The following is a 13,958-nucleotide window of genomic DNA, read 5'->3' as shown; positions in this document are numbered from 1 at the left end:
TATATCAATAAATTCATTTTTGATAGACCGATAAACAATATTAAAAATCAAACAATTTAATTACACCCAACGGGTTATTTAAATAAAGATGCGAAGAGAAATTGTTTTGATTTTGAACTACAGCGTATAAGTTTTAATTTATTTCTGCAGGAATTACGATTCATTTATTCCAAATATACTTCTGAGACTTTATTAAACTTCAGCAGAAAGGAAAGCCTGACCATTCAATTTTTGACGATACTGGCCATTCATTGCAAAAAACAGCATAATGTGTCTTTTTACGCAGGCGTTTTATTTGTTACTTCAGGATATTTGAATAAAATAGTAAAACAAGTGACAGGAAGGACTGCAAAAACGTTGATACTGGAAGCTATAGTTGTTGAGGCTAAAAACCTTCTTGAAAATTCGCAATCCACAGTTGCTGAAATTGCTGAGGAATTGGAATTTAGTACTTCATCAAGCTTTAGTATTTTTTTTAAGAGACATACTTCCCTGTCGCCTTCCCAATACCGGTTACGCTTAAACTTTCATTGATATTTTTGACTGGGTTAGTACTGTTCTACAAGCATTGATTTAGGGTACTCTTGATCACAATTCAAGAGAAATATTTACTAAGTAAAAGTAAAAAGTATGACTCAAACCTATCTTTTAGAGTGGCTGGACTCAGTGATTACTGAAACTCTTAATGCGAAAAAAAAAGACATACACGAGATTACGGGCATTCAATCAAAGGTAATTATTGAAACAGCGATGCATGAAACACAGCAAATTCAGTCACAATTGACCATTCAAATCTTTTCTTTGACAAATGAAAAGCATATTAAAGTGCTTGTAGGAAACTATTATTTGTCACTGCTGTTTCTGTCAGGAAAAGTAAGAGAGGCAAACAGCAGTAATGATATGCAGGGAGATAATTTAAAAGAGGTTGCGGCTGTATTGATTTCCTGCTTGAGTGAATTATTAAACTTTATTGAAACCAGGTTTTCAAATTATTTAAATATCACATCGCAAATTAATGGTAATAATGTTACCGGAACTTCAGTAATTGAAAACGTTTCGAGCAAAGTTTTATGTAAACTTTCAACAGATCAGACAGCTCTGATACTGAGAGCATCTGACGAATTAAAAATTCTTATGTCAAAATCAATGAATCACTTATTTAAGACTATAGTTCCTTTTTTGTCCACTCCAAATAAAGCAGATCTTTCCTATGATGCGATGCGAAGTAAAGCATACGTTGCTGAAGAGAGAGATAAGGAAATAGCTATCGAAACTTTAGAAAGAATGATAAAGCGGATACGAGAATATTAACTAAACACTAAAAAATAAAAACATGAAAAAATTACTTTGTATTTTGGCGGTAAGCATTATGATTACGGGATGCCACACTAGAACGCTTGATGAGGAATCGGCCACTGCTCTTATTCTGGAAAAAAATCATTATCCAAAAATTGTAGACCATGATATTTTCTGCAATGATCCAGTACATGCTTACACTATTTTTAAATCCGGATTGATAAAACAAGGATTTGTAAAAGTGCTTCAAAGCAAGAAATTTGGTGACACAATTCCTTTTGTCAGCTTTACTGCTGCCGCAAAACCTTATTTACTGCCTACACCGCCTGAGGACAAAATTTATAAAATTCAGCGTGTAAAAATAGCAGATGAAGAGTTTGGAGCTATTGCAGCAATCAGAATCATGAGTTCAGGAACAAAAGCCATAGTGACTTATAGTACCATCCGCAGAAAGAATGTTTTTGCTAAAGCTGTCAAAAATGGTGTAAAAGATACGCTGAAGCATGAAATATATTTTATACAAACTGATGATGGCTGGCGGATAATGGACAAAAAATCAGAAATAGAATTTTTAGCATTTTAAACCGTATGAACAATCGTATTATCATCCAAATCAGCCTCCCAAGTGGAGGCTTTTATTTTCTTAAAATTTTTTACTTTTTTTAAAGGCTGATTTTGTTGGGAGTCCAGCGAGGTACAGTCGGGGTACAGCATAAAGTTGGACTTGCTGCGGTTTGCTTTCTATTGTTTCTTTGCTGTGTAATGATGGAAATCCGGACATGGTAAGCACTCCATTAAGCCGGACCGAAGGAAACTAATGTAGAACGATTAAATGAGGAAAGTATGTTTACAAACATTTCATGGGGCAATTATATTATTGTGGCTGCCCTGCTATTAGTAAGTTGGTATTTATTTGTTGGATTTCGGTTTTATTTGGATGAAGCCAAAGAAATCATAAAAGAAAAACTTCAATACCGGGGCTTAAAAGACTTCAAGTATCTAGAAGTCCCGTCTAAACTGAACCATGAGGATTCAGCCGAACAGAATCCATTTCAATCTGAATTTGAGATACCGGACAGTATGTTTGAGGATGTTGAGAGTTTAGTTGAACGATTAAAAAATGTTGCTGCAGATGCGGCCAGCAGAAAACTTCTTAAAGAAGAATTTATCGAATATGTGCGATTGGTTCTCACCGAATATCCCACAATTAAAAATTCTTCATTTAAAAGTTCAGTGAGCGAAGTGATTGTCTCAGAGTGTGACAAATTGGAATCTGTCACTTTAACTCAAGAGGAAGCGGAAAAATTGTGGAATTAAAAAAACAAAGCGAAGGATATGTCCCTGTCCATCCCGGCGCGGTATGGCATATGTAACAGGAAAGTGGAATTGTGACAGCGGCGAGCCCTTCGCTTTTATCTAATTATTTAAACTTTAAAAGAATGTGTTATGAAAAAGTGCAGTTGGAATTTTAAAAAGTTTACCAAACAAAAAAATGTTGTTGTTAGTATGGTTTTGTTATTACTGGCAATTAATTACCAATCCTACGCCCAAGACGGACTAGCAGGAATCAATGAGGCCAATCAAAAGGTGAGAAGTTATTTTGATGCAGGGACACAACTGATGTATGCCATTGGAGCACTCTTGGGGTTAATAGGAGCTGTTAAGGTATATCAAAAGTGGAATGCTGGAGATCCAGACACTGGAAAAGTGGCGGCGGCTTGGTTTGGCAGTTGTGTTTTTTTAGTGGTTGTGGCTACTGTAATTCAATCCTTCTTTGGGATTTAAATACCAACGTTATGGAAAATATTCTCAAAGAAAAGCTATGGTTCTATATTATCCATAACAATCCCGATCTGATGCTTACGCTGCAGGAAGAGTACTCGGTAACTGAATATCTCAATGAAAAAGTAAATGGTGTAAAAACCATTATGGAGGATATGCTATCAGAGAGTACACCCCAATATATCATTGAGGAAATTTGTCTCAATGTACTTACCGAAGATTTAAAGCCATCCCGATTTCTATATATCTGCAGTCTATTGGAAGAGGAATTTGAGGATACCTATGCCTCTTTTAGTAAATCAGATATTCTCAGGTATGAAGTAATCAACCTTATGGAAAGTTGCAAAGAAATTTTTGAAACCATTGGTTTTACAAAAGAAAATGAAGAGGATCCTATTTTGAGGAATGCCATTATTGGTCAGATTGCTGACTATTTGAGTTGAGCTATTTATGGAAGAGTGAAGTATGAAAAGGAATAATTATGGCTTACAATCTATCCCAAAAACTAAGTGCGAATATCAAGGCAATAGAAACTGCTATTGCATGGCAGCAAGGTGAAGTTCTTCCTGAAAAGGCTTTAACAACACTAAAGGCATACGCTGGTTTTGGCGGTATCAAGGCTATTTTATATTCAAATGGCAGTATCGAAGAATGGACAAAGTCTGGAGCAACTAAAGAAGACCTAAAACTGCATTCCGAGATTACTCGCATGCATGAATTGTTACAGGAACATTATTCCGAAAAGCAGTACAATGAGGTTGTTTCATCACTTCGCAATAGTGTGTTAACTGCTTTTTATACTCCTGAAATTGTTCCCAAAACACTATACAACGCATTAAAAGAGCAAGGTATTGCTCCTAAAAGATTATATGAACCATCGGCGGGATCAGGGATTTTTATCACGGAAGCCGAAAAGGTTTTTTCGAATCTAGAACAAATTACGGCTGTTGAAAAAGATAGATTGAGTGGACTGGTACTTTCGGCATTGAACAGTACGCTGGTGACAAACACTACCACACATATTACAGGATTGGAGGAAACATCAATTAATGATAACGGTAGTTATGACCTTGTAGTGAGCAATATTCCCTTTGGTAATTTTTCAGTTTATGATGAGGCTTATCCTGATAAAGCGATATCAGGAAAAATTCATAATTATTTCTTTGCAAAAGGATTGGATAAATTAGCAGATGGTGGACTCATGGCATATATCACGACTGACGGTTTTTTGAATAGTCCTTCGAATCAGATTGCTCGTGAATATCTTTTTCAAAAGGCAGATTTTGTAAGTCTGACTGTGATGCCCGATAACCTGATGAAAGAAACAGGAAATACGGAAGCTCCAAACCATTTGCTTATTGTGCAGAAAAATGAGCATAAGGAAATGTTGTCAGATGATGAAAATAAGCTCTTACAAACTGTTGGAATGGAAAACGAGTTTGGGAAATACAGTAGTAATAAATATTTGCACGACAGACCAGATCTGCTAATTGCTGATGAAATACAAGCTGGTAAAAACCAATACGGACAGGCACATCAAAGAGTATGGCAAAGCGGTGATATCAATTCAATTGAAAGCCGTCTGGCACAAACAATTACTGAAGGATTAAAAGAAAATTTCAACAAGGAACGTTTTGAACAGGCACAACAAACAGACATTGTTCAGCAGCCCGAAGTATTGGGGCAAAAATTTACCTATCTGCCCATGCCAGAAAATAAAGCAAGCGGTATTTCTGTTCAGCTGGGATTGTTTGACACCGTGCCAGCGGAGAACATCAATCGTGCGATGGATTACATCAATCCCTTCGATGAAACTGTAGTTGATAAAAAAACAGCACGAATACTAAGTACGATACATACAACAGATAATCCCTCACATGAAAATGTGGTACTTATTACCGCCAAACAAAACAAGACTAATCGTTATCTATACAAGTTCTATTCCAATGTAAAAGAGATAGATGGCTTTTCAGCCAACTGGATGAATGGCGGATTATTGCCCCATGAATTATTGGCTTTATCTAATACGCTTCAGCATTACGGTCATAAATATGTGTACCAAGGAGATAAAACCCTTGAACCGGCTTTTAACTTAAAGAGAGAGCTTCATGAAGAAGCGGCTGCACTCAAATCGTTTTATAAAGAAGGAACACTGGTTCGGCTCGGAGAAAAAGTTGGAATTGTCAGTGATATAAATAATGAGCACAAACAGGCTTTTTTTCAGCCATTACTGCTGCAGGGGAATCTTAAATTTTATGATTCGTATATAGCTGTAAGGGACAATTATTTAGAGCTGTTTGAAAAAGAACTATCAGGTGAAACCGATAGTGATAAGCAGCGAAAAAATCTTGATGAACAGTACACAAGTTTTGTTTCTCATTATGGCATTCTTAACAGTGCAGAGAACCGCAGACTGATTATGCAGGATACGGCTTTTGGGTTCATAATACTTTCTTCATTGGAACGCAAAGAGGGAGAACGTTATGTTAAGTCGGATATTTTGAGGGAGTCTATAGTAAAGCAGCAGGAACGGTACTTTACAGATGATCCAATTGAAGCACTTGCCCGAAGCCTGAATGAAAAAGGAAATGTGGATCTGGGATTTATAACAGCAGCTACGGGGCTTGAAGAAAACGAAGCTGTTGAATATCTGAATAGTCATGTCTTTCTGAATCCAATTAGTCAGAACTGGGAAGCTTCGGATCTGTACTTAAGCGGTAATGTTGTGGAAAAGTTGCAACAGGCTAAACAAGCTGTGGAGCAATATCCTGAAAATACGCAATATTATAAAGGAATGCTGGCATTGGAAAAGGTACAGCCAGAGCGGATACCTTTTGAGCTTTTGGATTTCAATCTTGGAGAGCGATGGATTCCAATGCATTATTATGAGGATTTTGCCAAACAATTATTTGAACAGGCTACGGAAATTAATTACTTTCCATCATTAGATACTTTTAAAGTCAGTACAGGGCATAATACCAAGATTGACAGAGAATTTGCAGTAACTCCTAAAAGTGGACGAACAACCTATGGCTATACCATATTGGAGCACGCGCTCGAAAATACGACTCCATTTTTTACCTATGAGGTTAATGGTCTTGGTGGCAAACCAATACGATTACCTGACAATGAAGCCATACAATTAGCACATCAAAAAATTGAGAATATCCGTAATGGGTTTATAGAATGGCTGCAGGATTTACCCGAAAGCGACAAGAAAGAATTGGAAAATCTGTATAACGAAACGTTCAATTGCTATGTCCTACGGGAGTATGATGGAAGCCATCTGAGTTTTCCCGGCTTGGATAAAAAAGCCCTTGAAATTGAAGATTTGTACAGTTCGCAGAAAAATGCTGCATGGCGTATTATCCAGAATCGAGGTGCTTTAATTGACCATGAGGTGGGATTGGGCAAAACACTTACCATGATTGTAGCCGCCAATGAAATGAAGCGTTTGGGAATCATACACAAACCAGCAATACTAGCGCTTCATGCCAACGTAGATCAAATTGCATCGACCTATCGTAAGGCCTATCCCAATGCCCGGATTTTAGCACCTGGAGAAAATGATTTTACGCCAGCCAAAAGAGTACGGCTGTTCCATGAAATCAAGAATAACAATTGGGATTGTATCATTCTGACACACGATCAGTTCGGTAAAATTCCACAATCTCCGGAAATCCAAAAAGAGATACTACAAAATGAATTGGATAATGTAGAACGTGATTTGGATACAGTAAAAGATTTAGGAGGTGATATATCAAAAAAAATACTCAAAGGACTTGAGATACGCAAAAATAATTTGGATGGAAAGCTCAAAGGATTATTAAAGGATATTGAAGAAAAGAAAGACGGCGGCATCAACTTTAAGGAAATGGGAATTGACCATTTGTTTGTGGATGAGTCGCACAAATTCAAGAATCTGACTTTCACGACCCGTCATGACCGTGTTGCAGGGATTGGAAATATGCAAGGGAGCCAAAAGGCGCTTAATATGCTGTTTGCTGTGCGTTCGCTTCAAGAGAAATTTGATTCGGATTTGTGTGTGACGTTTCTTTCAGGAACTCCTATTTCAAACAGCTTAACGGAGATGTATCTGCTTTTTAAATACCTGCGTCCAAAAGAAATGGAACGGCAGCATATTGAAAACTTTGACGGATGGGCATCTGTTTTTGCCAGAAAAACAACTGATTTTGAATTTTCGGTAACCAATGAGATTATTGCCAAAGAGCGTTTTCGTCATTTTATTAAAGTACCAGAACTGGCACTATTCTATAATGAGATTACCGATTATAAAACAGCCAAGCATATTGATTTGGACAAACCAGAAATTGATGAACAACTTGTCAATATCAGTCCGACACCCCAGCAAAGTGAGTTTATTACACAGCTCATGCAGTTTGCAAAGACGGGTGATGCCACACTTATTGGAAGAGCACCCCTTACTAGAGAGGAAGATAGAGGAAGGATGCTAATCGCCACCAATTACGCTAAAAAGATGGCTGCCGACATGCGCCTGATAAACGAAGGGTACGGTGATCATCCCAATAATAAAGTCAATACCTGTGCCCATAATGTAGCTAAAATTTATAATGCTACAACGGAGCATAGAGGGACACAAATTGTCTTTTCGGATATCGGAACACCTAAGTCAGACGCATTTAATATGTATGATGCCCTTAAAGAAAAATTGGTAACGGATTTTAATATACCTGCCCATGAGATTACCTACATCCACGATTGGACCGATAAAAAGAAAGCGCAATTGTTTTACAAAATGAACACAGGTGAAATACGCATTCTTTTGGGGAGCACGGAAAAAGCGGGCACGGGACTTAATGTTCAGAAACGAGTTGTGGCGATGCATCATTTGGATATTCCTTGGAGACCATCGGATTTAGGACAGCGTAATGGACGAGGCAGCAGACAAGGAAATGAAGTTGCCAAACAATATTACGATAACAAAGTGAAGAATTTCATCTATGCCACGGAACAGTCATTGGACAATTACAAATTCAATCTTTTAAAAAACAAACAGACTTTCATCAGCCAGATGAAAAACTGTGAACTCAATGTCCGATCTATTGATGAAGGTTCTATGGATGAGAAAAGTGGAATGAACTTTTCGGAATATATCGCAGTATTATCAGGGGATACTTCTTTGCTGGAAAAATCAAAATTGGAAAAGAAAGTAGCCGTGATGGAAAGCCTTAAAAAAGCACATTACAAGGAAATTTCCAGAACCAAGTATCAGGTTGAATATCTATCGGAAGAAAAAATGGTCACTACTAAAACATTAAATAAGCTTACTGTCGATGAAGGTTTTTATAAAAAGAGTCTGAAGTATGAGAGTGACGGAACAAAGTCAAATCCCATACAATTGTATGATTTTAAAGTATCCGATTCCGAAAGTATCGGTAAGCAGCTTATTGATCTCTATAAAAATTGGAAGCCTCCAGATGGAGAAAGCGAAGCGAAACAAATTGGTAAACTGTATGATTTTGGACTGTATGTAAAAAGGGAACGAGAAGCGTATCAGAATGATGGACTTTACCAATACCGCTATTCTAACAGCTTTTATGCACAGCGATCGGATGAAGGTATTAAATATACTTTCAATGGAGGAATACCTAACGTGGACAATCCAAAATTGGCGGCACGTCATTTCTTAAATGCCATTGACAGAGTAGAACATCTCAGGGAAAAGTACCAAAAGTCTTTGAATGATATTGAAGAGCAGTTACCAAAATTACAGCAATTAACCGCAAAACCCTTTAGCAAGGAAAACGAATTGCAACAAATGAAAAGTGAACTCTCCAGCCTTGAAAGAGAAATAGCCTTGAAAATTCAGGAGAATCAATTAAAGCAGGATAATCCACAAAATGCCAGTATCAATGGAGAAACATCAGAATCTAATGACGTACCTGTAATTCAATTAGCTGTAAAGAACGGAGAAGAACATACGGAAAAATCAAACAGCTTTTCAACTGTAGAAAAAGATAGCGATAAATGGCAACAACAATCTTATGCAGGAATGAGAAAAAACAGCAGGATGAAATTTTAAAATAACAACATGGCAAATAGTGTATATCAAATCAACAAAGGAATTAACCAGAGTATAGAGTTTAAGGGGTTAAAAGCTCAGTATATATGGTATTTGGGTGGCGGTGTGGTAGCTCTTATGATTCAGTTTGCCACAATGTACATCATAGGGGTACCTTCATTTGTTTGCGTAGTAATTATTGGGATATTGGGTGCGCTATTGGTTTTGTATATATACCGAATGAGCCATAAATATGGTGAACATGGGATGATGAAAGCTTTGGCAAAACGTCAGATTCCTAAAGCAATCAGGGTTCAAAGCAGGAAAGTTTTTAAAATGCAAAAATAGCATTTGGTTAAAGTTAAATAACAGGTAAATAAAGAGGGTGATGGAAAAAATGATAGATGATATTTTACCGATTATGGATGTGGAGCATGATTGCATCCTGTCCAAACAAGGAGATGTGACTGTAGTATTCAAGGCAGAACTTCCTGAGATATTTACTTTGTCGGATCAAGAATACGAAGAGTTTCATCAGGCATGGCTCAAAGCTATAAAGCTGTTGCCAAAGTTTAGTGTGTTCCATAAACAGGACTGGTTTATCGACAGTACCTTTCAAGCTGATTTTACAAATGAAGATACTAGTTTCCTAACCCGAAGCAGTGAGCGTTTTTTTAACGAGCGTCCTTTTCTGGATCATTCGTGTTACATTTTCCTGACCAAGAAACCGGCAGGCAGAAAAACATCCAGTTCCCTATTCTCCAATTTACTGCGAACTTCCATAGTTCCCGAAGAAACATTAAAAGCACAGCTCCGTCAGGAATTTATTGACAGCACAGGACAATTTGCAAGAATCTTGGAAGACAGTGGTTTTGTAAAACTGAGACGCCTTGGTAATGATGAACTCAGAAGCCACAGTAGAAAGATTGGGATTATAGAGAGGTACTGCTTTCTTTCTGAAAAAGAAAATTCGTTTGTTTTTAAAGATATATCATTTAATGATGGATTACAGGTTGGCGACAAGCATTGCCAAATGTATACACTGGGTGATGCAGCAGATTTACCTGCTCTTTGTGGCTCGCGAATTAACTATGACCGATATTCCACTGATAAGACCAAGTTCAGTATTGGTTTTGCTTCAACTTTGGGTCAATTACTTTCCTGCAATCATATTTATAATCAGTACATCTTTATAGAGGATTTCCAGAAAACATTGCAGAAACTAGAAAGCAAAAGATTACGATTGCAGTCCTTATCGGCGTATAGTAGAGAGAATCTCATTGCGCGTGATGCCACTAATGATTTTCTCAATGAGGCTATCAGCCAGCAACGATTACCTGTCAAAGCACATTTTAATGTACTTATCTGGACGGATAATAAAGAGGAAATGAAGGACTTAAAGAACAAAGTTTCTTCCGCACTGGCGCAAATGGATGCGGCTGCCAAGCAGGAAACTATTGGAGCAGCACAAATTTTTTGGGCGGGCATTCCAGGAAACTCGGCAGACTTTCCCATGAATGACACCTTTGATACGTTTGCTGAACAAGCTACTTGTTTTTTGAATTTAGAAACGGGTTATCGTTCTTCCCTTAGTCCCATTGGAATCCGATTGGGAGACCGCTTGACAGGAAAACCAGTTCATGTGGACATCAGTGATGAGCCTGTTAAAATGGGTATTTGTACTAATAGAAATAAATTTATACTGGGTCCTTCGGGTAGCGGAAAATCCTTTTTTACCAATCACATGGTTAGAAGTTATTACGAACAGGGAACTCATATTGTTCTTGTGGACGTCGGACACAGCTACAAAGGTTTATGTGATATGGTGGGAGGCTATTATTTTACTTATGATGAAAAAAATCCCATACGTTTCAATCCATTTTATATTGGTGAAGGAGATAATTTGGATACGGAGAAAAAGGAAAGCATCAAAACATTGCTATTGGCTTTATGGAAAAAGGACAATGAAACATTCAACCGAAGTGAATATGTGGCATTATCCAATGCACTGCAACTCTATTATGAAAAACTAGATGCCAATCCCGATTTATTTCCCTGTTTTAATACTTTTTATGATTTTCTAAAAAATGATTTTGTAAAAATACTGGAAGGAGACAAGGTAAAGGAAAAAGATTTTGACGTGAATAATTTTCTTTACGTATTGCGTCCTTATTATCAGGGGGGCGAATTTGATTACCTGCTCAATGCAACTGAAAATCTGGAATTGTTAAAAGAACGCTTTATCGTTTTTGAGTTGGATAATATCAAAGATCATCCAATACTCTTTCCCGTTGTGACCATTATTATCATGGAAGTGTTCATTAGTAAGATGCGTAAGCTTAAGGGCGTCCGTAAAATGATTCTGATTGAAGAAGCTTGGAAAGCCATTGCTAAGGAAGGTATGGCAGAGTATATAAAGTATTTATTTAAGACTGTACGAAAGTTCTTTGGCGAAGCCATCGTGGTTACACAAGAAGTGGAAGACATTATTTCTTCCCCAGTTGTAAAGCAAGCAATCATCAATAACAGTGATTGCAAAATATTACTGGATCAGAGTAAGTACCAGAATAAATTCGAGCAAATACAAGAACTATTGGGACTTACAGAAAAAGAAAAAGCACTAGTACTATCAGTTAACAAATCGAACGACCCAGATAAAAAGTACAAGGAAGTGTTTATCTCTTTGGGAGGAATGCTCTCCAAAGTATATCGAACCGAAGTATCCCTTGAAGAGTACCTCGCCTATACTACGGAAGAAACTGAAAAAGTAAAAGTGCAGACGTATGCCAAGAAATTTGATGGAGACATTAGAAAAGGAATTGCAGCACTGGCAAACGATATGAGAAACGAAACCTAAATTATAACATTATGAAAGCAAAGAAAAAAATTATGATTTGCGTATTGTGTCTGCTATTCGTCGGCACTCCTGCAAGACCTGCAGAAACAGTTGTTGTCTTTCCAATTGCAGTAATCAAAGAAGCAATTAAAGCAGTGATTAAGGCGATTGACCTTAGAATACAAAAACTGCAGAACAAAACAATCTGGCTACAGAATGCACAAAAGAAAATCGAGAATATTTTATCGAAATTGAAATTAGATGAGATTTCTGATTGGACACAGAAGCAAAAAGACCTATATAAGAATTACTATGAGGAGCTGATGAAAGTCAAATCTATCATTACCTATTACCAGCGTATTAAAGATATTACCCAAAAACAGGTACGGCTAGTTGATGAGTATGAAAGGGCTTGGAGTCTGTTTCAAAAGGACGACCATTTTAACGCTGACGAATTGGTCTATATGCAACAAGTATATTCCGGCATATTGGAAGAGAGCATGAAAAATATCGATCAGATTTTTTTAATTCTGAATTCCTTTTCCACACAGATGAGTGATGCCAAAAGACTTGAAATCATCAATACCGCTGCGGATCAGATTGAAACCAACTACGACGATCTTACTCTTTTTAACAGACAGAATGTACTGTTAAGTTTGCAGAGAACAAAAACAAAAAGTGATTTAGATGCGGTTAGGAAATTTTATGGGATACCACTATTAAAACCCTAAAGTGATGAAAAAAATAATTCTTTTGCTACTCTTTGCAGGATTCTTAAACGGAAACATTTACGCGCAGGCAAAACAAGCACAAGTACTACTGAAACAAATTGCAGCGCTGCAAGTGTATATTGGTTATGCCCAAAAAGGATATTCTATTGCCAAGAAAGGGTTGAACGTAATAAGTGATTTCAAGAGAGGGGAGCTTAATCTTCATACTGATTATTTCAATTCGCTCAAAACGGTTAATCCGAAAATAAAAAAGTATGCAAGAGTTGCTGAAATCATATCCCTTCAGATAAAAATTACGAAAAGCTATAATGTTATCTATAGACTGGTCCAAGAGGGAGATTTATTTCATGGTGATGAAGTGGAATATATCAAAAGGGTATTTGAACGCCTAATCGATAATTGTGACAGCATTTTAGTGGAACTCATTGCCATAATAACTGACAACCAGCTTGAAATAAAAGATGACGAGCGAATAAGTCGGATTGATGTATTGTATCAGAATATGCTGGATAACCATACTTTCTGCGAGAGTTTCGGCAATCAAACCAGATTGTTGTCTTTGTCAAAAACGAAAGACAGTAATGATGTAAAAACCAGCCGCGCCATACAGGGCTTCAATAACAATTTACCATGAAAAAGCTATTGATTATAGGAGTTGTGTTTGTGGGTTTAGTATTCCCGTTCAGGGTTAATGCCCAAGCACAGGAAATGCAACAATTGATTTTGAACATAGAAAAACTTGCTCAGTTCAGACAAATTCTTAAGGATATGAAAAAGGGCTATGAAATTCTTAATGGTGGCTATAATACGGTAAAAAATCTATCGAAAGGGAATTTTGATCTTCACAAAACATTTCTTGATGCGCTGATGCAAGTCAGTCCAACAGTTCGAAAGTATAGGCGTGTTGGGGACATTATTAATAATCAAGTGCTTTTGGTAAAGGAATATAAGGCTGCATTGAAACGTTTCAGAAACAGTGGAAATTTTAACCCTGATGAAATTGCCTATCTCGAAAGAGTGTACGATAATCTGTTCCGGCTGAGCCTTAGAAATCTGGACGAGCTAACCACCGTCATTACGGCCAATAAACTCAGAATGTCCGATGATGAGCGTCTTGCCGCAATTGATAAAATTTATGCTGATATGCAGGATAAACTTTTATTCTTGAGAAGCTTTAATAACGACAATTCTATACTTGCTCAGCAACGTGCAAAAGAGCAAAATGACGTGAATGCTATGCGCAAGATTCACAGGTTAAACAATTAAATAA

12 protein-coding genes are annotated in these 13,958 nt (G+C 37.1%); all 12 read left to right on the top strand.

All coding sequences use genetic code 11. The annotated features are described in order from the left end of the window. Nucleotides 1–270 precede the first annotated feature (270 nt). Nucleotides 271–534 carry a helix-turn-helix domain-containing protein gene (locus tag ABEG11_RS06430; RefSeq protein WP_348823360.1) on the top strand — a complete coding sequence of 88 codons (264 nt, stop codon included), beginning with the start codon at nt 271–273 and terminating at the stop codon, nt 532–534. A 96-nt stretch (nt 535–630) separates the two neighbouring features. After that, complete coding sequence (locus tag ABEG11_RS06425; RefSeq protein WP_348823359.1) at nt 631–1,311, top strand: hypothetical protein; 681 nt, start codon at nt 631–633, stop codon at nt 1,309–1,311. A gap of 22 nt (nt 1,312–1,333) precedes the next feature. After that, a complete protein-coding gene (locus ABEG11_RS06420) occupies nt 1,334–1,879 on the top strand; it encodes a hypothetical protein (RefSeq protein WP_348823358.1) in 546 nt (181 codons plus the stop codon). 260 nt (nt 1,880–2,139) lie between these two features. Continuing rightward, complete coding sequence (locus ABEG11_RS06415) at nt 2,140–2,613, top strand: hypothetical protein (RefSeq protein WP_348823357.1); 474 nt, start codon at nt 2,140–2,142, stop codon at nt 2,611–2,613. Between the two features lie 129 nt (nt 2,614–2,742). Beyond that, nucleotides 2,743–3,081 (top strand): DUF4134 domain-containing protein, encoded by a 339-nt coding sequence (locus ABEG11_RS06410; protein ID WP_435302832.1) that lies wholly within the window; start codon nt 2,743–2,745, stop codon nt 3,079–3,081. Between the two features lie 11 nt (nt 3,082–3,092). Beyond that, nucleotides 3,093–3,521 (top strand): DUF1896 family protein, encoded by a 429-nt coding sequence (locus ABEG11_RS06405; RefSeq protein ID WP_348823356.1) that lies wholly within the window; start codon nt 3,093–3,095, stop codon nt 3,519–3,521. Nucleotides 3,522–3,559: 38 nt separating this feature from the next. Continuing rightward, on the top strand, nt 3,560–9,142 hold the full coding sequence (locus ABEG11_RS06400) for a helicase-like domain-containing protein (RefSeq protein ID WP_348823355.1): 5,583 nt from the start codon (nt 3,560–3,562) through the stop codon (nt 9,140–9,142). A 9-nt stretch (nt 9,143–9,151) separates the two neighbouring features. After that, entirely contained in the window at nt 9,152–9,469 is a 318-nt protein-coding gene (locus ABEG11_RS06395) for a DUF4133 domain-containing protein (protein WP_348823354.1), read from the top strand. Nucleotides 9,470–9,509: 40 nt separating this feature from the next. Then, nucleotides 9,510–11,978, top strand: coding sequence for a TraG family conjugative transposon ATPase (locus ABEG11_RS06390; RefSeq protein WP_348823353.1), 2,469 nt, complete (start codon nt 9,510–9,512; stop codon nt 11,976–11,978). 11 nt (nt 11,979–11,989) lie between these two features. After that, the gene (locus ABEG11_RS06385) at nt 11,990–12,688 is read left to right on the top strand and encodes a conjugal transfer protein TraI (protein ID WP_348823352.1); all 699 of its coding nucleotides are present in this window, start codon (nt 11,990–11,992) and stop codon (nt 12,686–12,688) included. A gap of 4 nt (nt 12,689–12,692) precedes the next feature. Continuing rightward, on the top strand, nt 12,693–13,322 hold the full coding sequence (locus ABEG11_RS06380) for a hypothetical protein (protein ID WP_348823351.1): 630 nt from the start codon (nt 12,693–12,695) through the stop codon (nt 13,320–13,322). Beyond that, complete coding sequence (locus ABEG11_RS06375; RefSeq protein WP_348823350.1) at nt 13,319–13,954, top strand: TerB family tellurite resistance protein; 636 nt, start codon at nt 13,319–13,321, stop codon at nt 13,952–13,954. Before ABEG11_RS06380 ends, ABEG11_RS06375 begins: the two co-directional genes overlap by 4 nt. The last annotated feature ends 4 nt before the right edge of the window (nt 13,955–13,958 follow it).

Origin of the sequence: Flavobacterium aestuarii (assembly GCF_040049115.1) — a bacterium.
GTDB classification, from domain to species: domain Bacteria; phylum Bacteroidota; class Bacteroidia; order Flavobacteriales; family Flavobacteriaceae; genus Flavobacterium; species Flavobacterium aestuarii.
Note: the sequence above shows the minus strand (reverse complement) of the source record. Positions and strands in the feature narration are given on the sequence as shown.